Below are 21,558 nucleotides of genomic sequence, written 5' to 3'. Positions count from 1 at the left end.
CGGCGTCCGGCAGGCGGGTCGTTCCGCGGCACGTCCATCAGCCATCGACGGAAAAGAGAAAGAGCCACCGTGTCCGAGTCTTCACAGTCGGCCGGCGAGTTCCGCGAAGAGCGCGAGAGCGAGCTGGAGAAGGCCGTCGACGTCACCGAGGATTCGTCTGACGAGTCCGCGGAGTACGACGTCGAGGCCGACGACACCGACGCCGACATCGAGGCCGCCGAGGCCCCGTCCGGCGCCGTCGACGAGGACGGTGACGTCCTTCCCGACGTCGACCCGGTCGAGGAGTTCAAGCGCGAGCTGCGCGGTCTGTACGGCGAGTGGTACGTCATCCACTCCTACGCCGGCTACGAGAACCGCGTGAAGTCCAACATCGAGACCCGCACGCAGTCCCTCAACATGGAGGACTACATCTTCCAGGTCGAGGTGCCCACCCACCACGTGACCGAGATCAAGAGCGGTAAGCGCCAGCTCGTCAAGGAGCGTGTGCTGCCCGGTTACGTGCTGGTCCGGATGGAGCTCACCGACGAGTCCTGGTCCGCGGTCCGCAACACACCCGGTGTGACCGGGTTCGTCGGCCTGTCCAACAAGCCGAGCCCGCTGAGCATCGACGAGGTCGCCAAGCTGCTGGCGCCGGAACCGACCGAAGAGGTCAAGAAGTCGACGGCCAAGGCCTCCACCGCGACGGTCGACTTCGAGGTCGGCGAGTCCGTCACGGTCATGGACGGCCCGTTCGCCACGCTGCCGGCCACGGTCAGCGAGATCAGCGCCGAGTCGCAGAAGCTCAAGGTGCTCGTGTCGATCTTCGGCCGTGAGACCCCGGTGGAGCTCTCGTTCAACCAGGTCTCGAAGATCTGAGCCGGTCGCGTAGACTTCGTTAGTCTGCCCCGCGCTCGCGGGGATGGTTCCGAGATCGCGGCACCGGTCAAGGTGCGACTGCGGTGGGCTCCGCCTGCGCGGGGTTTCGGAACATCGTTGAGAAGAGTAAGGACCCGGAGAGAATCATGCCTCCCAAGAAGAAAGTCGCCGCGCTGGTCAAGGTCCAGCTTCCCGCTGGCAAGGCCACGCCCGCCCCGCCGGTCGGTACCGCCCTCGGTCCGCACGGCGTCAACATCATGGACTTCGTCAAGCAGTACAACGCTGCGACCGAGTCCAAGGTCGGCGACATCATCCCCGTCGAGATCACCATCTTCGAGGACCGCAGCTTCACCTTCATCACGAAGACGCCCCCGGCGCCTCAGCTGATCAAGAAGGCCGCCGGCGTGGCCAAGGGCTCGGCCGTCCCGCAGAAGGACAAGGTCGGCAAGCTCACCAGGGAGCAGCTGCGCCAGATCGCCGAGACCAAGATGCAGGACCTCAACGCCAACGACATCGAGGCGGCCGAGAAGATCATCGCCGGCACCGCCCGGTCGATGGGCATCACGATCGTCGACTAGCGGTTCCCCGTACGACCGGCCGGGTGCCGGACGCACCAGAAGGCGTCCAGGCCGACGGCCACCGAACGTAGAAGTGGGAGGGCCCGCGCAGGCCCGCACCACGGACACTCGAATCCAGGAGTGAGCAAGTGAAGCGCAGCAAGGCATTCCGCGCCGCCTCGGCGCAGGTCGACCGTGAGACGGTCTACACCCCGGCTCAGGCGGCCAAACTGGCCAAGGACACCAACGTCGCGAAGTTCGACGCCACCGTCGAGGTCGCCCTGCGGCTGGGCGTCGACCCCCGCAAGGCGGACCAGATGGTCCGCGGCACCGTCAACCTCCCGCACGGCACCGGTAAGACCGCCCGGGTCCTGGTCTTCGCGACCGGTGACCGTGCCGAGGAGGCCCGCGCCGCGGGTGCCGACATCGTCGGTGCCGACGAGCTGATCGACGAGGTCGCCAAGGGCCGCCTCGACTTCGACGCCGTCGTCGCCACGCCGGACCTCATGGGCAAGGTCGGCCGTCTGGGCCGCGTGCTCGGCCCCCGTGGCCTGATGCCGAACCCCAAGACCGGCACCGTGACCCCCGCCGTGGGCAAGGCCGTCACCGACATCAAGGGCGGCAAGATCGAGTTCCGCGTCGACCGGCACGCGAACCTGCACTTCATCATCGGCAAGGTCTCCTTCAGCGAGCGCCAGCTCATCGAGAACTACGCCGCCGCCGTCGACGAGGTGCTCCGTCTCAAGCCGTCCGCGGCCAAGGGACGCTACCTCAAGAAGGTCGTCTTCTCCACGTCCATGGGCCCCGGCATCCAGGTCGACCCCAACGTGACGCGGGCGATGACCGCCGAGCTCGACGCCTGACAGCAGACGTCTTCACGGAAGACCTCAACCGAATGGCCATTCGGTTGAGGTCTTCTTCGTTCTCCGGGAGGACGCGCCGGATCTTGACGGCGCATAGGGTCGTAGACAGGTCCGGAGGGAAACGAAAGGGTGAAGACGAATGCGTCGATTGGCTCCCGCACTCGCCGTGGGGGCGGCCGCGCTGGTCGCGGTCGCGGGGTGCGGTGCACAGGGCACTGCCTCCCTCGGAAACATCAAGCTGGCCGCCGCGGACGCGGTGCAGCAGAGCGCGCAGAAGGCCGAAACGGTCACGTCCTACTCGGCGGACCTCGTCCTCGACGCCACGGGTGGCGGCAAGGGCGAGAACCGGGTCCGGGGCAGCGTGCTCTACCGGAGCCAGCCCCAGCTGGCGACCGACATCAATCTCGACACGATCACCTTCGACGGCCGGGACGTCCCGGGCGGCGCGCGGGCCATCCTGTCGGACGACACGGTCTACGTGAAGTCGGACCTCCTCAACCGGTTCGTGAGCACGGACAAGCCGTGGGTCAAGGTGCCGCTCAGTGAGCTGGACGCCGGCGGGCAGGCCGAGATCCGCAAGTTCATGGACCAGGCCCGGCAGTTCGACCTGGCCGGCACCGTCAAGCTGCTGACCGCGTCGAAGGACGTCAAGGCCGTCGGCACCGAGACGGTCGGCGGGGTCGAGACCACCCACTACAGCGGCACGTTCCCGGTCGCCGAGGCCGCGCAGCTCGCCGACCCGGCGGAGCGGGAGAAGCTCCAGGAGCACTTCGCGGACGCCAAGAACGTGAAGTTCGACCTGTGGGCCGACGGGCAGAGCCTGCCCCGCAAGGTGACGCTCAGCGGCGCCGAGCAGGGGACGGCGTTCAACCTGACGGCGAACTTCAAGGGCTTCAACGAGCCCGTGGAGATCACCGCCCCGCCCGCGGAGCAGGTGAGCGAGCTTCCCGAGCAGCCCCGGGGGAACCACGGCGGGAACTGACGCCCGATCGCCGCGGAGACGACCGGCGGGCCGGCCGTCTCCGCGGCGGGTGTTCTCCCCGCTGTTCTTCCGGGCGTCCCCTTGCGGTGTTCCGCTGAGTGTTCTCCCGGGGCGTCCTCCGGGCGGGCGTGTCGGGGAGGGTGATCGCCCGGACGCCGCCCGCAGGGCGTGCCCCTCGGACGGGTGCGCCTTCCGGAGGGCGGCCGCGGCTTTCCCGGTTCGATTTGGTCTACGCCCGGGCAGGGCGTAAGCTGGCAACGCCAAAGACCGCCGGTCGTTGGCATGCCTCAAGGCATGTCAACCCAAGGATCCACGTCAGTGGGCGGCCCGCGTAGGTGTGATGTGAGTTTTCATCTGGACTAACCTCCTCATGTGAGCCCCGTGCGCCTGCGCTCGGGGCTTGTTCGTTTTCACGGGCCTTTACGCCGGCGGCACATCTGGAAGGAGGCCCATGGCGAAGGCAGAAAAGGCGACGGCTGTAGCCGAGCTCAAGAGCAGCTTCGAAGGCTCGAGCGCTGCCGTTCTGACCGAGTACCGCGGTCTCACCGTCGCCCAGCTCAAGCAGCTGCGCGTTTCCCTCGGTGAGAATGCGAAGTTCGCCGTGGTGAAGAACACGCTGACCAAGATCGCGGCCTCCGAGGCCGGGTTCAGCCAGCTCAACGACCTGCTCGCGGGTCCGTCTGCGATCGCGTTCGTCGACGGCGACGTGGTCGAGGCTGCCAAGAGTCTGCGTGACTTCGCCAAGGCCAATCCCCTCCTGGTCATCAAGGGCGGCGTCGTCGACGGCAAGTCGATGACCCCGGACGAGATCACCAAGCTTGCCGACCTCGAGTCCCGCGAGGTCCTCCTCGCGAAGCTGGCCGGCGCTCTGAAGGCGAAGCAGGGCCACGCGGCCGCCGTCTTCAACGCGCTGCCCACCAACATGGCTCAGCTGGCCGAGGCCCTGCGCGCCAAGCGCGAGGGCGGCGAGTAGGTCCGCGCAGGCGGTCCCAGGGGATTAACGCAAACCGCGGTCCCATTTCGTAGTAGTTGCAGTTAAACGGAGGAACCATCATGGCGAAGCTCAGCACCGACGAGCTGCTCGACGCTTTCAAGGAGATGACTCTCCTTGAGCTCTCCGAGTTCGTGAAGCTCTTCGAGGAGACCTTCGACGTCAAGGCCGCCGCCCCGGTCGCCGTGGCCGCCGCCCCCGCCGCCGGTGGCGGTGCCGCCGCCGAGGAGGTCGAGGAGCAGGACGAGTTCGACGTCATCCTCGAGGCCGCCGGTGACAAGAAGATCCAGGTCATCAAGGAGATCCGCGCTCTGACGAGCCTGGGCCTCAAGGAGGCCAAGGACCTGGTCGACGGCGCTCCGAAGCCGGTCTTCGACGGCAAGGTCAACAAGGAGCAGGCGGAGAAGGCCAAGGCCGCCCTTGAGGGTGCCGGCGCGACGGTCACCGTCAAGTAGTTCGTCTCACGAGAAGAGCGGGTCCACCCGGTGCCGGGGGCCCGCTCTTTTCGTTTGCCCGCTGCCGGTCACCCGCCGCCGGACGCGTCCGCGCTGACCCCGGCGCGGCGGTCGCCGGAAGGCCCCCGAACCCTCATCCGGCCCGGACGTCCCCGGCCACGGTGCCCCGCCCGCGGACGGGGCCGCGCTGAACGCGGCTGAGCCCCGCCCGGCAGGGCCGCCGCGGGGGCCGCGGTGGCCGAGCCCCGGCCGAGCTCCGCAGAGCCGTTTCCGGCGTCCTGGAAGGCGCGTGGGCGAAGCCTCCCTCCCCGGCCGTGCGGCGGGTTATGATCCGGCGATCGGGAGCCTTCCGGCCGTACGGTCCGGGCGGCCCGCTCACCGGCCCGCGTTACGGAGATCGTGCGATGGGAGGGAAGGCATGGCACTGCACGCCGCTCGGCCCCGTCCCCCGCTGAAGACCATCGCGGCGGCGCTGATCGTGCTGATCGTGGCGCTGGGCGGCACCGCCCTCTGGGCCGGTTCCCTGCTGCGCGAGGCCCGGGCCGAGGCGGACGACCGGCAGGCGGCGATGCGGGCGGCCGGGACACACGCGGTACGCCTGCTCTCGGTCAGCCACAGGAGCGTCGACACCGACCTCGAGCGCATCCTCGACTCCTCCACCGGAGCCGCCAGGGCGGAGTACACCAGGACGGCCGCGGACCTCAGGAAGAGCACGCTGGAGGACAAGGTCGTCCAGATGGGCGCCCTGCGCGCCTGCGGGCTGGTGTCGATGAAGGACGGCATGGCCCGGGTGATGGTGGTGGCCGACGCGGTCGTGCGGTGGGAAGGCGCGAAGGGGGCCGGCAAAGCCCCCCAGGCGCTCTTCTACCGGTGGAACATGGAAGTGACCAAAGTCTCCAAGACCTGGCTGGTGTCGAAGGCTGAGTTGGTGCTGTGAGGCGGCTCTTGCAGGTGCTGGTCGGGATCCTGGCGATCGTGGCGCTCTCGCTCGCGGCCGTGGTCTGGGTCGTCGTCGCCGACCTGAGCCGGCTGCGCGCGGACGAGGAGGCGGGAAGGGAGGCGCTCGCCGCCGCCCGCGCGCTCGCCTCCGACATGCTGTCGTACGACCACCGTACGATCGAACAGGATTTCGCAAGGGCGGGCGGTTACACCGTGGGTGACCTCACCCGGCACTACCGCGAGCTCGCCGCCACCGTCATCCCGCAGGCCCGGCGGGACCAGACCGTCCAGCAGGCGACCGTGGCCGGCGCCGGGGTGGAGTCGGCCGCGTCGGGTGATCCCGGCCGGGTCGAGGTGCTGCTGTTCATGACCATGAGCACCGTGAAGGTTCCTCCGGGCGGCGGGGAGCCCCGGCGGCAGGTCAGCCACAACCGGGCCCGGTTCGTCATGGTCAAGAAAGACTCCCGCTGGCTGGTCGCCGAGCTGTCCACACTGCTCGGAAACCCCCCACCGGCGTAGCCGGCGTGGCGCTTCATTCAATTATCGGCAAAGTCTTGGTTTGAGATTGGTTTGGTCGTGGGTACATCGCTCACGGCAGTCTCGATCGTGAGTCGAACATCGGCTAGCGTTCGAACCGCCGTGTGACCGGGCATCGGCCACACCGCGCCGGGAGATCGGCGTCGGTCCGTGGGTGTGCGCAGGTCACTCGGTGGGAAGACTCCCAGCGTCTCAGCTGATTCCCGGCCGGGAAGTCGAGCTCCGGGCTTGACGTTTCGGCTCTGACGGGCGATGCTGCGACCAACGTGGAGCTTGCAGAGAGACTTGAGTGGACAGCTGTATGCCGTTCGGCTACACTGCCCCTTTGCGCTGCCCTTTGACGACCCGCTTCTTTTGGTGCTCTGTTGCATGGTCGTCTGGCGTGCGTGTAGTCAGTCCGCCGCGAGCCCTCGGAAGGACATCTGTTGGCAGCCTCGCGCAACGCCTTCGCCGTACCCGCCGGTCCCCACCGTGTGTCTTTTGCACGTATCCAGGAGCCGCTCGAAGTTCCTGACCTTCTCGCTCTTCAGACCGAGTCCTTCGACTGGTTGCTCGGTAACGAGAAGTGGAAGGGGCGGGTCGAGGCGGCTCGCCAGGCCGGGCGCAAGGACGTTCCGGCCCAGTCGGGCCTCGAAGAGATCTTCGAGGAGATCAGTCCCATCGAGGACTTCTCCGGGACCATGTCCCTGTCGTTCCGCGACCACCGGTTCGAGCCGCCCAAGTACTCCGTTGATGAGTGCAAAGACAAGGACATGACCTACTCCGCCCCGATGTTCGTCACGGCGGAGTTCATCAATAACACCACGGGTGAGATCAAGAGCCAGACCGTGTTCATGGGCGACTTCCCGCTCATGACCGGCAAGGGCACGTTCATCATCAACGGCACCGAGCGTGTCGTCGTCTCCCAGCTGGTCCGGTCCCCGGGCGTCTACTTCGACCGCAGTGTCGACAAGACCTCCGACAAGGACCTGTACGGGTGCAAGGTGATCCCCTCCCGGGGCGCCTGGCTCGAGTTCGAGATCGACAAGCGTGACAGCGTCGGCGTCCGCATCGACCGTAAGCGCAAGCAGGCCGTGACGGTCCTGCTGAAGGCGCTCGGGTGGACCAACGACCAGATCCTTGAGCGGTTCGGGCAGTACGAGTCGATGCGCGCGACCCTGGAGAAGGACCACACGGCCGGGCAGGACGACGCCCTGCTCGACATCTATCGCAAGCTGCGTCCGGGCGAGCCGCCGACCAAGGAGTCGGCGCAGACGCTGCTGGAGAACCTCTACTTCAACTCCAAGCGTTACGACCTCGCCAAGGTCGGCCGTTACAAGATCAACAAGAAGCTCGGGGTCGACGCCGACATCACCCAGGGCACCCTCACCGAGGACGACATCGTCGCCACCATCGAGTACATCGTCCGGCTGCACGCCGGTGAGGTCTCGATGCCCGGCGCCAACGGTGAGATCGTCGTCGAGACCGACGACATCGACCACTTCGGCAACCGGCGCCTGCGCACCGTGGGCGAGCTCATCCAGAACCAGGTCCGGCTGGGCCTGGCGCGCATGGAGCGCGTCGTCCGCGAGCGGATGACCACCCAGGACGTCGAGGCGATCACGCCGCAGACCCTGATCAACATCCGCCCGGTCGTGGCGTCGATCAAGGAGTTCTTCGGCACCTCGCAGCTGTCGCAGTTCATGGACCAGACCAACCCGCTGGCCGGCCTGACGCACAAGCGTCGTCTGTCCGCGCTGGGTCCCGGCGGTCTGTCCCGTGAGCGGGCCGGCTTCGAGGTCCGTGACGTCCACCCGTCGCACTACGGCCGCATGTGCCCGATCGAGACGCCGGAAGGACCGAACATCGGTCTGATCGGTTCGCTGGCCTCCTTCGGCCGGGTCAACTCCTTCGGGTTCGTCGAGACGCCGTACCGCAAGGTCGTCGACGGCCGGGTGACCGACGAGGTCGAGTACCTCACCGCCGACGAGGAGGACCGGTACGTCATCGCCCAGGCGAACACGCCGATCGCCCCCGACGGCACGTTCCTGGAGTCGCGCGTGCTCGTCCGCCGTAAGGGCGGGGAGTTCGAGTCGGTGCGTGCCACCGAGGTCGACTACATGGACGTCTCGGCCCGCCAGATGGTGTCCGTGGCGACCGCGATGATCCCGTTCCTGGAGCACGACGACGCCAACCGCGCGCTCATGGGCTCCAACATGCAGCGCCAGTCGGTGCCGCTGCTCAAGAGCGAGTCGCCGCTGGTCGGCACCGGCATGGAGTACCGTGCCGCGACCGACGCCGGCGACGTCATCACCGCGGACAAGGCCGGCGTGGTCGAGGAGGTCTCCGCCGACTACGTCACGGTGATGAACGACGACGGCACCCGCACCACCTACCGGGTCGCCAAGTTCAAGCGCTCCAACCAGGGCACCTGCTTCAACCAGAAGCCGATCGTCGCCGAGGGCGATCGGATCGAGGTGAACCAGGTCATCGCCGACGGTCCCTGCACCGACAACGGTGAGATGGCCCTGGGCAAGAACCTGCTCGTGGCGTTCATGCCGTGGGAGGGTCACAACTACGAGGACGCGATCATCCTCTCCCAGCGCCTGGTGCAGGACGACGTCCTGTCCTCGATCCACATCGAGGAGCACGAGGTCGACGCCCGCGACACCAAGCTGGGCCCCGAGGAGATCACCCGGGACATCCCGAACGTCTCCGAGGAGGTCCTGGCCGACCTCGACGAGCGCGGCATCATCCGCATCGGCGCCGAGGTCGTCCCCGGTGACATCCTCGTCGGCAAGGTCACGCCCAAGGGCGAGACCGAGCTGACCCCGGAGGAGCGGCTGCTGCGTGCGATCTTCGGTGAGAAGGCCCGCGAGGTCCGTGACACCTCCCTGAAGGTGCCGCACGGTGAGCAGGGCAAGGTCATCGGGGTGCGCGTGTTCAGCCGTGAGGAGGGCGACGAGCTTCCCCCCGGTGTCAACGAGCTGGTCCGCGTCTACGTGGCCCAGAAGCGTAAGATCACCGACGGTGACAAGCTGGCCGGCCGTCACGGCAACAAGGGTGTCATCTCCAAGATCCTTCCGGTCGAGGACATGCCGTTCCTCGAGGACGGCACGCCCGTCGACATCATCCTCAACCCGCTGGGCGTGCCCGGCCGAATGAACGTCGGCCAGGTCCTGGAGACCCACCTGGGGTGGATCGCCGCCAGAGGATGGGATATCTCGGGCATCGAGGAGGCGTGGGCCGAGCGGCTGCGCGACAAGGGCTTCGCCCAGGTCGAGCCGCGCACCAACATGGCCACCCCGGTGTTCGACGGTGCCAACGAGGAGGAGATCGTCGGCCTGCTCAACAACACCCTGGTCAACAGGGACGGCGGTCGGATGGTCGCCGAGAACGGCAAGGCGCGGCTGTTCGACGGTCGCTCCGGCGAGCCGTTCCCGCACCCGATCTCGGTCGGCTACATCTACATCCTGAAGCTGCTCCACCTGGTCGACGACAAGATCCACGCGCGGTCGACCGGCCCGTACTCCATGATCACCCAGCAGCCGCTCGGCGGTAAGGCCCAGTTCGGCGGTCAGCGCTTCGGTGAGATGGAGGTGTGGGCGCTGGAGGCGTACGGCGCCGCCTACGCCCTGCAGGAGCTGCTGACCATCAAGTCCGACGACGTCCTGGGCCGGGTGAAGGTCTACGAGGCCATCGTCAAGGGCGAGAACATCCCCGAGCCGGGCATTCCGGAGTCGTTCAAGGTGCTCATCAAGGAAATGCAGTCGCTGTGCCTGAACGTCGAGGTGCTCTCCAGCGACGGCATGTCCATCGAGATGCGCGACACCGACGAGGACGTCTTCCGCGCCGCCGAAGAGCTCGGCATCGACCTGTCCCGGCGTGAGCCGAGCAGCGTCGAAGAGGTCTGATCTAGAAGCTGAGGAGGGGATTACTAGTGCTCGACGTCAACTTCTTCGACGAGCTTCGGATCGGCCTCGCGACCGCCGACGACATCCGCCAGTGGTCGCACGGTGAGGTGAAGAAGCCGGAGACCATCAACTACCGGACTCTCAAGCCCGAGAAGGACGGACTCTTCTGCGAGAAGATCTTCGGTCCGACCCGCGACTGGGAGTGCTACTGCGGCAAGTACAAGCGCGTCCGCTTCAAGGGCATCATCTGTGAGCGGTGTGGCGTCGAGGTCACCCGTGCCAAGGTGCGCCGTGAGCGGATGGGCCACATCGAGCTGGCCGCGCCCGTCACGCACATCTGGTACTTCAAGGGTGTCCCGTCCCGTCTGGGATACCTGCTCGACCTGGCCCCGAAGGACCTGGAGAAGGTCATCTACTTCGCGGCCTACATGATCACGCATGTCGACAAGGAGATGCGTGAGCGTGACCTGCCGTCGCTGGAGGCGAAGATCTCCGTCGAGCGGCAGCACATCGAGCAGCGCCGTGACGCCGACATCGAGGCCCGCCAGCGCAAGCTGGAGTCCGACCTGGCCGAGCTGGAGGCCGCCGGCGCCAAGGGCGACCAGCGCCGCAAGGTCCGTGAGGGCGCCGAGCGCGAGATGCGCCAGCTCCGCGACCGGGCCCAGCGCGAGCTGGACCGGCTGGAGGAGGTCTGGAGCCGCTTCAAGAACCTCAAGGTCCAGGACCTGGAGGGTGACGAGCTGCTCTACCGCGAGATGCGCGACCGCTTCGGCCGCTACTTCCGCGGCGGCATGGGCGCCCAGGCCATCCAGGAGCGGCTGACCAACTTCGACCTCGCGGTCGAGGCGGAGAACCTGCGCGAGACGATCCGCAGCGGCAAGGGCCAGAAGAAGGCCCGCGCGCTCAAGCGTCTCAAGGTCGTGTCGGCGTTCCTGAACACCCGCAACTCGCCCAACGGCATGGTCCTCGACTGCATCCCGGTCATCCCGCCGGACCTGCGTCCGATGGTGCAGCTCGACGGTGGCCGGTTCGCGACCTCGGACCTGAACGACCTGTACCGGCGTGTGATCAACCGGAACAACCGCCTCAAGCGTCTTCTCGACCTCGGCGCCCCCGAGATCATCGTGAACAACGAGAAGCGGATGCTCCAGGAGGCCGTCGACGCGCTGTTCGACAACGGCCGCCGCGGCCGTCCGGTCACCGGACCCGGCAACCGTCCCCTGAAGTCCCTCAGCGACATGCTGAAGGGCAAGCAGGGCCGCTTCCGTCAGAACCTGCTGGGCAAGCGTGTCGACTACTCCGGCCGTTCGGTCATCGTCGTCGGCCCGCAGCTGAAGCTGCACCAGTGCGGCCTGCCCAAGCAGATGGCGCTGGAGTTGTTCAAGCCGTTCGTGATGAAGCGCCTGGTCGACCTGAACCACGCGCAGAACATCAAGTCGGCCAAGCGGATGGTCGAGCGGGCGCGGCCCGTCGTGTGGGACGTCCTCGAAGAGGTCATCACCGAGCACCCCGTGCTGCTCAACCGCGCGCCGACGCTGCACCGCCTGGGCATCCAGGCCTTCGAGCCCCAGCTGGTCGAGGGCAAGGCCATCCAGATCCACCCGCTCGTCTGCACCGCGTTCAACGCGGACTTCGACGGTGACCAGATGGCCGTGCACCTGCCGCTGTCGGCCGAGGCACAGGCCGAGGCCCGCATCCTGATGCTGTCGACGAACAACATCCTGAAGCCGGCCGACGGCAAGCCGGTGACCATGCCCACCCAGGACATGATCATCGGTCTGTACTCGCTGACGACCATCAAGGACGACGACGAGGACGCCCCCGGCGCCGGCCGGGTCTTCGGTTCGGTGGCCGAGGCGCTCATGGCCTTCGACCGCCGCGAGCTGGACATCCAGGCCAAGATCCAGATCCGGATGAAGGGCGACGTCCCGCCGCCCCGCGGCTGGGCGGCCCCCGAGGGCTGGGAGCCGGGCGAGCCGTACCGCCTGGAGACCACGCTCGGCCGGTGCCTGTTCAACCAGACCCTGCCGCAGAACTACCCGTACGTGAACATGCAGGTCGGCAAGAAGCAGCTGTCGGCCATCGTCAACGAGCTCGCCGAGAAGTACCCCAAGGTCGAGGTCGCGGCGGCGCTCGACGCCCTCAAGGACGCCGGCTTCTACTGGGCGACCAGGGCCGGTGTGACGATCTCCATCGAGGACGTCATCGCGCCGCCGAACAAGGGCGAGATCATGGAGACGTACGAGCGCCGGGCCGACAAGGTCCAGCGCGAGTACGAGCGTGGTCTGATCACGGACGAGGAGCGCCGCCAGGAGCTCATCGAGATCTGGACGCACGCCACCAGCGACGTCACCGACGACATGCAGCGGGCCTTCCCGAAGACCAACCCGGTCTGGATGATGGTCCAGTCGGGCGCCCGAGGAAACCTGATGCAGGTCCGGCAGATCTCCGGCATCCGCGGTCTGGTGTCCAACACCAAGGGTGAGACGATCCCGCGTCCGATCAAGGCCTCGTTCCGCGAGGGCCTGTCGGTGCTGGAGTACTTCATCTCCACCCACGGACAGCGGAAGGGTCTGGCCGACACCGCGCTGCGCACCGCCGACTCGGGTTACCTGACCCGTCGTCTGGTGGACGTCGCGCAGGACGTCATCGTCCGCGAGATCGACTGCGGCACCGACCGCGGGGTCCCGCTGCACGTCGGCGAGCGCGACGCCCAGGGCAACCTGGTCAAGGCGGAGAACGCCGAGAGCAACGTGCACGGCCGCATCCTCGCCGAGGACGTGGAGGTGGACGGCAAGGTCATCGTGAGCGCGGGCGTCGACATCAACGACATCCACGTCACCGCGCTGGTCGAGGCCGGAGTGGAGACCGTCAGGACCCGCAGCGCTCTCGTCTGCGAAGCCAAGATCGGTGTCTGCGCCACCTGCTACGGCCGTTCGCTCGCGACCGGCAAGCTCGTGGACGTCGGCGAGGCGGTCGGCATCATCGCCGCCCAGTCGATCGGTGAGCCGGGCACCCAGCTGACGATGCGGACCTTCCACACCGGTGGTGTGGCGGGCGCCGACATCACCCACGGTCTGCCCCGTGTCCAGGAGCTCTTCGAGGCGCGCGTCCCCAAGGGTGTCGCCCCGATCAGCGAGGCCGAGGGCCGGGTCCGCATCGACGAGACCGACAAGACCCGGAAGATCGTCATCGTGCCGGACGACGGTTCCGACGAGATCGCCTATCCGGTGTCCATGCGGTCCCGGCTGCTGGTCTCGGACGGGCAGCGCGTCAAGGTCGGCCAGCAGCTGATCGCCGGTGCGGTCAACCCCAACGAGGTGCTGCGCATCCTCGGCCCCCGGGCCGTGCAGCTGCACCTGGTGGCCGAGGTCCAGCAGGTCTACCGGTCGCAGGGTGTGTCGATCCACGACAAGCACATCGAGATCATCGTTCGTCAGATGCTCAAGCGGGTGAACGTGCTGGAGTCCGGTGACTCCGACATGCTGCCTGGTGAGCTCGTCGAGCGGCCGCGGTTCGAGCGGGTCAACCGCGAGGTCGTGGCCGAGGGCGGCACCCCGGCCTCCGGCCGTCCGGTGCTGATGGGCATCACCAAGGCCTCGCTCGCCACCGAGTCGTGGCTGTCGGCGGCCTCCTTCCAGGAGACCACCCGGGTGCTCACCGACGCGGCGATCCACGCCAAGTCGGACTCGCTGCTCGGCCTGAAGGAGAACGTCATCATCGGTAAGCTCATCCCGGCCGGTACCGGCATGCCGCAGTACCGCAACATCCGGGTCGAGCCGACCGAGGAGGCCAAGGCCGCGATGTACACGGTCGGCGGCTACGACGGCTCCGCGGCCGACTACACCTTCGGCTCGGGCTCCGGTGAGGCCGTGCCGCTGGAGGAGTACGACTTCGGGCAGTACAACCGGTAACCGTTCCCGAACGAACGGGGAGGCGCCCGGAGACCTCGGTCTCCGGGCGCCTCGCGCTTTTTCGGGAGTGTCCCGCCGGGTGCGTCTGTCCGGGGTGCCGGATGAGACGGATCGTGCCCTCGCGGGGAGGGCCGTGCGGGCGTGCGCTCGTCTCCTGGCGGTTGTGGGCCGCCACCGGCGGGGCGTGACATGACGTGCTCGGCGTCCCCGTGCCTCCACGTCCACATTCGCCCGTCCGCCTCGCGGTGGGTCCGCCCCGCGCTTCGCGTGGACGTCCGTTCCCCGGCCGCGTTCTCCACGTCCGCCGTGCGGCCGCATCCGGGTCCGTGTCCGCCTCACGTTCGCTCCGCGCCGGCGTCCGCGGCCGTCCTGCGCCTGGACGGAGGGCTCCTCAGGGGGTAAGGTAGAGTTTTGCTTGGTTTGACACCTTTGGTGTTCCAGCGAAGACAGGAGCTGTTCATCCCCCGGCAAGGTCACCGGGGTCGCGAAAAGGTCCGGGAAGACAGCGGGCATCGGTCGATGTCGTTCGCTCCCGGCGGCCCGGCTGCTACGATTTCGGCAGCTTGAGCGACCCGCGACCTCTGAGGAGGAACACGCTCCGGCAGTCGTTTTGACGGGCCGTGTCGAGCTGGGTAGCCTTACTCTTCGTGCCCGTGGTCTCATGGGCTCTCACGTGTGCGCTCCCGGGTGGGGGTGCAGCGTGGATCCTCCACCAGGCTCGGTCGTGGTTGTGCATGGCACGATGCGAGCGCGACACGCCCGAGCGCGGGGGTCGAAGTGCGAGGAAAACCAGCAGGTCATGACACCGGCAGAACCTGCGAAATGCACAATGGGTAGAGGAAGCTGGGCCGCGTGGCCGAGCCTGCTCGTCCCTCTGACTACGTAACACCGGCCAAGGCGCGAAACGGAGATGTAGTGCCCACTATCCAGCAGCTGGTCCGTAAGGGCCGCCAGGACAAGGTCACCAAGACCAAGACCCCGGCGCTCAAGGCCAGCCCCCAGCGGCGCGGCACCTGCATGCGCGTTTACACCACGACCCCGAAGAAGCCGAACTCCGCTCTCCGTAAGGTCGCGCGTGTCAAGCTGAGCAGCGGCATCGAGGTCACGGCCTACATCCCCGGTGTCGGCCACAACCTCCAGGAGCACTCCATCGTGCTCGTCCGCGGCGGTCGTGTTAAGGACCTGCCGGGTGTGCGCTACAAGATCGTTCGCGGTTCTCTCGACACCCAGGGTGTTCGCAACCGCAAGCAGGCCCGCAGCCGTTACGGCGCGAAGAAGGAGAAGTAAGAATGCCTCGCAAGGGTTCTCCTGGCCGTCGTCAGCTCATGGCTGACCCGGTTCACAACTCGCCCCTGGTCACCGCGCTGATCAACAAGGTGCTCCTCGACGGCAAGCGTTCCATCGCCCAGTCGATCGTGTACGGCGCCCTGGAGGGTGCCCGTGAGAAGACCGGCAACGACCCGGTCGTCACGCTGAAGCGCGCGCTGGACAACGTCAAGCCCACCCTTGAGGTCCGCAGCCGCCGTGTCGGTGGCGCGACCTACCAGGTCCCGGTCGAGGTGCGCGCCGCGCGCAGCACCACCCTGGCCCTGCGCTGGCTGGTGCAGTACGCCCGCGCCCGCCGCGAGAAGACCATGACCGAGCGCCTCATGAACGAGCTGCTCGACGCCAGCAACGGCCTCGGCGCAAGCGTCAAGAAGCGCGAGGACACCCACAAGATGGCCGAGTCCAACAAGGCCTTCGCCCACTACCGCTGGTAACAGCGGGTTCGACGAGACGACAGAGGACGCGAGAGAAGTGGCCACCACGACCGCTCTTGACCTGGCCAAGGTCCGCAACATCGGGATCATGGCCCACATCGACGCGGGCAAGACCACGACGACCGAGCGCATCCTGTTCTACACCGGTATCAACTACAAGATCGGTGAGGTCCACGAGGGCGCAGCCACGATGGACTGGATGGAGCAGGAGCAGGAGCGTGGTATCACCATCACCTCCGCCGCGACCACCTGCGAATGGCTCGGCCACACGATCAACATCATCGACACGCCGGGCCACGTGGACTTCACGATCGAGGTGGAGCGCTCGCTCCGCGTCCTCGACGGTGCCGTCGCGGTGTTCGACGGCGTCGCCGGTGTCGAGCCGCAGTCGGAGACGGTCTGGCGCCAGGCCGACCGCTACGGCGTGCCCCGCATCTGCTTTGTCAACAAGATGGACCGTGTCGGCGCGGAGTTCCACCGCTGCGTCGACATGATGGTCAGCCGCCTGAACGCCACGCCCGCCGTCATCCAGCTTCCCTGGGGCGTCGAGGCCGGCTTCAAGGGCGTCATCGACCTGGTCAAGATGAAGGGCCTCCTGTGGAGCGCCGAGGCCGCCAAGGGCGAGATGTACGAGATCGTCGACATCCCGGCCGAGTACGCCGAGGCCGCCCGCGAGTGGCGTGACAAGCTCGTCGAGACCGTCTCCGAGAACGACGACGAGCTGATGGAGCTCTTCCTGGAGGGCGTCGAGCCCACCGAGGAGCAGCTGGTCGCGGCCATTCGCCGCGCCACGCTGGCCAGCTCGATCAACCCCGTTCTCACCGGCACCGCGTTCAAGAACAAGGGCGTCCAGCCCCTGCTCGACGCGATCGTCGCCTACCTCCCCGCGCCGACCGACATCCCGGCCTTCAAGGGCCACGCGGTCAACAACGAGGAAGAGGTCGTCGAGCGTCACGCGGACCCGGAGGAGCCGTTCGCCGCGCTTGCCTTCAAGATCATGAGCGACCCCCACCTGGGCAAGCTCACCTACATCCGCATCTACTCGGGCACCCTGGAGTCCGGCAGCACCGTGACCAACTCGGTCAAGGGCCGCAAGGAGCGGATCGGCAAGATCTACCAGATGCACGCGAACAAGCGCGAGGAGCGCCCGTCCGCGCACGCCGGTCAGATCGTGGCCGTCATGGGTCTGAAGGACACCACCACCGGTGACACCCTCTGCGACCCGGGCTCCCCGGTGGTCCTGGAGTCGATGACGTTCCCGGCCCCGGTCATCAACGTCGCGATCGAGCCCAAGACCAAGGGCGACCAGGAGAAGCTGAGCACCGCGATCCAGCGCCTGGCCGAGGAGGACCCGTCCTTCCAGGTCCGTCGTGACGAGGAGACCGGTCAGACGGTCATCTGGGGCATGGGCGAACTCCACCTGGAGATCCTCGTCGACCGGATGCGCCGCGAGTTCAAGGTCGAGGCCAACGTCGGCCGTCCGCAGGTGGCGTACCGCGAGACCATCCGCCGCAAGGTGGAGAAGGTCGAGTACACCCACAAGAAGCAGACGGGTGGTTCCGGCCAGTTCGGTCGCGTCATCATCAACCTGGAGCCGCTGGGCGAGGGCAACGACGGCTACGAGTTCGTCAACGCCGTCAGCGGTGGCCGCATCCCGCGGGAGTACATCCCGTCGGTCGACGCGGGTTGCCAGGAGGCCGCGGAGTTCGGTGTGCTCGCGGGCTACCCCCTGGTCGGGGTCAAGGTCACCCTGCTGGACGGTGCCTACCACGAGGTGGACTCGTCCGAGATGGCCTTCAAGATCGCTGGCTCGATGGCCTTCAAGGAGGCCGCGCGCAGGGCGGACGCCGTAATCCTGGAGCCGATCGTGGCCGTCGAGGTCACCACGCCCGAGGACTACATGGGTGACGTCATCGGTGACCTCAACAGTCGCCGCGGGCAGATCCAGGCGATGGACGAGCGCTCCGGCGCCCGCATCGTCAAGGCGCTCGTGCCGCTGTCCGAGATGTTCGGCTACGTGGGTGACCTGCGTAGCAAGACTCAGGGACGCGCGAGCTACAGCATGCAGTTCGACTCCTACGCGGAAGTGCCTGCGCACATCGCCAAGGAGATCGTCGCGAAGGTGCGGGGCGAGTAAGTCCGGCATCCTTTTGGGTGCGGGTGGCGGCACGATCGCCGCTCGCATCCGAGGGTGCGGGGCGAGAGATCTCTCGTCGGCCGGTCCCGTGAGGGGCCGGCCTCCCCGAACCCGAATATGAAGACGCAAGTCACGTCAGTATCTCTAAGGAGAGACCAGTGGCCAAGGCCAAGTTCGAGCGGACCAAGCCGCACGTAAACATCGGCACCATTGGGCACATCGACCACGGCAAGACCACTCTGACCGCGGCGATCACCAAGGTGCTTCACGAGCGTTACCCGAACCTCAACGAGGCGACCCCGTTCGACAAGATCGACAAGGCGCCGGAGGAGAAGGCCCGCGGTATCACCATCTCCATCGCGCACGTCGAGTACCAGACCGAGAAGCGCCACTACGCCCACGTGGACTGCCCCGGTCACGCCGACTACGTGAAGAACATGATCACCGGTGCGGCCCAGATGGACGGCGCCATCCTGGTGGTCGCCGCCACCGACGGCCCGATGCCGCAGACGAAGGAGCACGTCCTCCTGGCCCGCCAGGTCGGCGTTCCCTACATCGTCGTGGCCCTCAACAAGGCCGACATGGTGGACGACGAGGAGATCCTGGAGCTCGTCGAGCTCGAGGTCCGCGAGCTCCTCTCGGGCCAGGAGTTCCCCGGCGACGACCTGCCGGTCGTCCGCGTCTCGGCGCTGAAGGCGCTCGAGGGCGACGAGAAGTGGGGCGACTCGATCATCGAGCTCATGACGGCCGTGGACGAGAACGTCCCCGAGCCGACCCGTGAGACCGACAAGCCGTTCCTCATGCCGATCGAGGACGTCTTCTCGATCACCGGTCGCGGCACCGTCGTCACCGGCCGTATCGAGCGCGGTATCGTCAAGGTCAACGAGACCGTCGACATCATCGGCATCAAGGACACCAAGACCACCACCACGGTCACCGGTGTTGAGATGTTCCGCAAGCTCCTCGACGAGGGCCAGGCCGGTGACAACGTCGGTCTGCTCCTGCGTGGTATCAAGCGTGAGGACGTCGAGCGCGGCCAGTGTGTCATCAAGCCGGGCACGACCACCCCGCACACCGAGTTCGAGGCCCAGGTCTACATCCTGAGCAAGGACGAGGGCGGTCGCCACACGCCGTTCTTCAACAACTACCGTCCGCAGTTCTACTTCCGTACGACTGACGTGACCGGTGTTGTGAACCTGCCCGAGGGCACCGAGATGGTCATGCCCGGTGACAACACCGAGATGTCCGTCCAGCTCATCCAGCCGATCGCGATGGAGGAAGGCCTCAAGTTCGCGATCCGTGAGGGTGGCCGCACCGTCGGCGCCGGTCGTGTGACCAAGATCATCAAGTAGTACGATCGCGGAGTGGCGGTCGGCCCTCATCGCAGGGCCGGCCGCCGCGCCACGACAGGGCTCGTGCCGCATGGCACATCGCCCCAGGTAAGACCCACGACCCGTGATCTCGCAGTTGTTTCGGCCGCGAAGTGACCGAAGTAACTGCCAGATCACGGAAGAAAGCGCAGATCGACTGCGTCTGCTACGTGGGACGCGTGCAGAGGACGTCTCCCGGAGACAGGCGGACGATCTCGGGCACCACGTGGAGAGGAAGTCGAGCCGGCGGCGGCCGGGGCGTCACGGACGGCCCGGACCCGGTCGGCGAGACCGAATCGGCCATGACACAGCGGCAACAGGCCGCACGTAACTTTTTCAGACGACAGCGAAGGACACCGAGGCCATTATGGCGGGACAGAAGATCCGCATTCGGCTCAAGGCCTATGACCACGAGGTCATCGACGTTTCGGCCAAGAAGATCGTCGAGACGGTGACGCGGACTGGCGCTAAGGTCGCGGGCCCGGTGCCGCTGCCGACCGAGAAGAACGTGTACTGCGTCATCCGCTCGCCGCACAAGTACAAGGACAGCCGCGAGCACTTCGAGATGCGCACGCACAAGCGGCTGATTGACATCATCGACCCGACGCCGAAGACGGTCGACTCGCTCATGCGACTCGACCTCCCCGCCGGCGTTGACATCTCGATCAAGCTCTGAGGGAACGCACTGACATGGCTAAGCAGATCAAGGGCGTCCTGGGCAAGAAGCTCGGCATGACCCAGGTCTTCGACGCGGACAACCGCATGGTCCCGGTGACCGTGGTCGAGGCCGGTCCGTGTGTCGTGACCCGCGTCCGCACCCCCGAGAAGGACGGCTACTCCGCCGTTCAGCTGGGTTACGGGCAGATCGACCCCCGGAAGGTCAACAAGCCGCTCGGCGACTACCTGCGCAAGCACGACATCACCCCGCGCCGTTACTTCGCGGAGATCCGCACCGACGACGCGAGCGAGTACACCCTCGGTCAGGAGCTCCTGGCTGACACCTTCGAGGCCGGCCAGTTCGTCGACGTGACGGGCAAGAGCAAGGGCAAGGGCTTCGCGGGTGTCATGAAGCGCCACGGCTTCAGGGGTCTGGGCGCCTCGCACGGTACGCAGCGCAAGCACCGCTCGCCGGGTTCCATCGGTGGCTGCGCCACCCCGGGCCGAGTCTTCAAGGGCCTGCGCATGGCCGGTCGGATGGGTAACGTCCGCACGACCATCCAGAGCCTGAAGGTTCACGCCGTGGACGCCGAGAAGGGCATCATCCTGATCAAGGGTGCGATCCCCGGCGCCAACGGCAGCCTGGTTCTCCTCCGTACCGCTGCCAAGAAGGGGGCTGCCAAGTGAGCACCATTGACGTCCTCGACGCGAGCGGCGCGAAGGCCGGCACCGTGGACCTGCCCGAAGACATCTTCGGCAGCAAGGTCAACATTCCGCTGATCCACCAGGTCGTCGTGGCCCAGCTCGCCGCTCGCCGGCAGGGCACCCACAAGGCCAAGACCCGCGGTGAGGTCAGCGGCGGCGGCAAGAAGCCGTACCGCCAGAAGGGCACCGGCCGCGCCCGCCAGGGTTCGACCCGCGCCCCGCAGTTCACCGGCGGTGGCACCGTCCACGGACCGGTTCCGCGTGACTACTCGCAGAAGACCCCGAAGAAGATGAAGGCCGCCGCGCTGCGCGGTGCCCTGTCCGACCGGGCGAACGGCGGCCGTGTTCACGTGGTCAGCGCCCTGGTCACGGGGGAGACCCCCAAGACCAAGGCGGCTCTCGAGGCGCTTCGCAAGGTCACCGAGGCGCGCAGCGTCCTGGTCGTCGTCGACGAGGGTGACGAGCTCACCTGGATGAGCCTGCGCAATGCCCCGGAGGTCCACCTGCTGGACGCCGGACAGCTGAACACCTACGACGTGCTCTGCTACGACGACGTCGTTTTCACCCAGGCCGCCTACGACCAGGTCGTCGAGCGCCTGAGCAAGAGCGGGAAGGAAGACGCCTGATGGAGAAGATCGCCGACCCGCGCGACATCATCATCAAGCCGGTCGTCTCCGAGAAGAGCTACGGCCTGATCGACGAGCACAACAAGTACACGTTCCTGGTGCGGAAGACGGCCAACAAGACGCAGGTCAAGATCGCGGTTGAGAAGATCTTCGGCGTCAAGGTGGCCAGCGTCAACACCATCAACCGCCCGGGCAAGCGCAAGCGGACCCGCTCCGGCTACGGTCAGCGTCCCGACACCAAGCGGGCGATCGTCAGCCTGGTGGAGGGCGACCGGATCGACATCTTCGGTCAGGGCTGACCCGCTCGCTCAGTAAGT

Annotated in this window: 18 protein-coding genes; all 18 read left to right on the top strand. The window is 67.1% G+C overall.

The annotated features are described in order from the left end of the window. The first annotated feature begins 69 nt into the window (after nucleotides 1-69). Nucleotides 70-855 carry a transcription termination/antitermination protein NusG gene (nusG, locus tag F4562_RS13315; RefSeq protein WP_184538204.1) on the top strand — a complete coding sequence of 262 codons (786 nt, stop codon included), beginning with the start codon at nucleotides 70-72 and terminating at the stop codon, nucleotides 853-855. A gap of 146 nt (nucleotides 856-1,001) precedes the next feature. Continuing rightward, nucleotides 1,002-1,433 (top strand): 50S ribosomal protein L11, encoded by a 432-nt coding sequence (rplK, locus tag F4562_RS13310; protein WP_184538207.1) that lies wholly within the window; start codon nucleotides 1,002-1,004, stop codon nucleotides 1,431-1,433. 128 nt (nucleotides 1,434-1,561) lie between these two features. Continuing rightward, nucleotides 1,562-2,275 carry a 50S ribosomal protein L1 gene (gene rplA, locus F4562_RS13305; protein WP_184538209.1) on the top strand — a complete coding sequence of 238 codons (714 nt, stop codon included), beginning with the start codon at nucleotides 1,562-1,564 and terminating at the stop codon, nucleotides 2,273-2,275. Between the two features lie 139 nt (nucleotides 2,276-2,414). Further along, nucleotides 2,415-3,257: an SCO4651 family lipoprotein gene (locus F4562_RS13300; RefSeq protein ID WP_184538211.1), complete on the top strand. Its 843-nt coding sequence runs from the start codon at nucleotides 2,415-2,417 to the stop codon at nucleotides 3,255-3,257. Between the two features lie 451 nt (nucleotides 3,258-3,708). After that, the gene (gene rplJ, locus F4562_RS13295; protein ID WP_184538213.1) at nucleotides 3,709-4,230 is read left to right on the top strand and encodes a 50S ribosomal protein L10; all 522 of its coding nucleotides are present in this window, start codon (nucleotides 3,709-3,711) and stop codon (nucleotides 4,228-4,230) included. Nucleotides 4,231-4,310: 80 nt separating this feature from the next. After that, on the top strand, nucleotides 4,311-4,703 hold the full coding sequence (gene rplL / locus F4562_RS13290; RefSeq protein ID WP_184538215.1) for a 50S ribosomal protein L7/L12: 393 nt from the start codon (nucleotides 4,311-4,313) through the stop codon (nucleotides 4,701-4,703). Between the two features lie 418 nt (nucleotides 4,704-5,121). Further along, on the top strand, nucleotides 5,122-5,640 hold the full coding sequence (locus F4562_RS13285) for an Rv1363c family protein (RefSeq protein WP_184538217.1): 519 nt from the start codon (nucleotides 5,122-5,124) through the stop codon (nucleotides 5,638-5,640). After that, entirely contained in the window at nucleotides 5,637-6,161 is a 525-nt protein-coding gene (locus tag F4562_RS13280; protein ID WP_184538219.1) for a hypothetical protein, read from the top strand. The genes F4562_RS13285 and F4562_RS13280 overlap by 4 nt, the downstream gene beginning before the upstream one ends. A gap of 443 nt (nucleotides 6,162-6,604) precedes the next feature. Continuing rightward, nucleotides 6,605-10,072, top strand: a complete 3,468-nt coding sequence (gene rpoB, locus F4562_RS13275; RefSeq protein ID WP_184538221.1) for a DNA-directed RNA polymerase subunit beta — start codon at nucleotides 6,605-6,607, stop codon at nucleotides 10,070-10,072. A gap of 26 nt (nucleotides 10,073-10,098) precedes the next feature. Further along, a complete protein-coding gene (locus F4562_RS13270; RefSeq protein WP_184538223.1) occupies nucleotides 10,099-13,986 on the top strand; it encodes a DNA-directed RNA polymerase subunit beta' in 3,888 nt (1,295 codons plus the stop codon). A 915-nt stretch (nucleotides 13,987-14,901) separates the two neighbouring features. Continuing rightward, complete coding sequence (gene rpsL, locus F4562_RS13265) at nucleotides 14,902-15,273, top strand: 30S ribosomal protein S12 (protein ID WP_184538225.1); 372 nt, start codon at nucleotides 14,902-14,904, stop codon at nucleotides 15,271-15,273. A gap of 2 nt (nucleotides 15,274-15,275) precedes the next feature. Further along, the gene (rpsG, locus tag F4562_RS13260; protein ID WP_184538227.1) at nucleotides 15,276-15,746 is read left to right on the top strand and encodes a 30S ribosomal protein S7; all 471 of its coding nucleotides are present in this window, start codon (nucleotides 15,276-15,278) and stop codon (nucleotides 15,744-15,746) included. Between the two features lie 88 nt (nucleotides 15,747-15,834). Beyond that, nucleotides 15,835-17,883: an elongation factor G gene (gene fusA, locus F4562_RS13255; RefSeq protein ID WP_221206330.1), complete on the top strand. Its 2,049-nt coding sequence runs from the start codon at nucleotides 15,835-15,837 to the stop codon at nucleotides 17,881-17,883. Between the two features lie 158 nt (nucleotides 17,884-18,041). Continuing rightward, complete coding sequence (tuf, locus tag F4562_RS13250) at nucleotides 18,042-19,235, top strand: elongation factor Tu (RefSeq protein ID WP_184538231.1); 1,194 nt, start codon at nucleotides 18,042-18,044, stop codon at nucleotides 19,233-19,235. 385 nt (nucleotides 19,236-19,620) lie between these two features. Further along, complete coding sequence (gene rpsJ / locus F4562_RS13245; protein WP_030912931.1) at nucleotides 19,621-19,929, top strand: 30S ribosomal protein S10; 309 nt, start codon at nucleotides 19,621-19,623, stop codon at nucleotides 19,927-19,929. A 14-nt stretch (nucleotides 19,930-19,943) separates the two neighbouring features. Continuing rightward, nucleotides 19,944-20,597: a 50S ribosomal protein L3 gene (rplC, locus tag F4562_RS13240; RefSeq protein WP_184538233.1), complete on the top strand. Its 654-nt coding sequence runs from the start codon at nucleotides 19,944-19,946 to the stop codon at nucleotides 20,595-20,597. After that, entirely contained in the window at nucleotides 20,594-21,241 is a 648-nt protein-coding gene (gene rplD / locus F4562_RS13235; protein WP_184538235.1) for a 50S ribosomal protein L4, read from the top strand. The genes rplC and rplD overlap by 4 nt, the downstream gene beginning before the upstream one ends. Continuing rightward, the gene (rplW, locus tag F4562_RS13230) at nucleotides 21,241-21,540 is read left to right on the top strand and encodes a 50S ribosomal protein L23 (RefSeq protein WP_184538237.1); all 300 of its coding nucleotides are present in this window, start codon (nucleotides 21,241-21,243) and stop codon (nucleotides 21,538-21,540) included. Before rplD ends, rplW begins: the two co-directional genes overlap by 1 nt. Nucleotides 21,541-21,558: the final 18 nt, after the last annotated feature.

The sequence above is a fragment of the Streptosporangium becharense genome (genome assembly GCF_014204985.1).
Lineage (GTDB): Bacteria > Actinomycetota > Actinomycetes > Streptosporangiales > Streptosporangiaceae > Streptosporangium > Streptosporangium becharense.
Note: the sequence above shows the minus strand (reverse complement) of the source record. Positions and strands in the feature narration are given on the sequence as shown.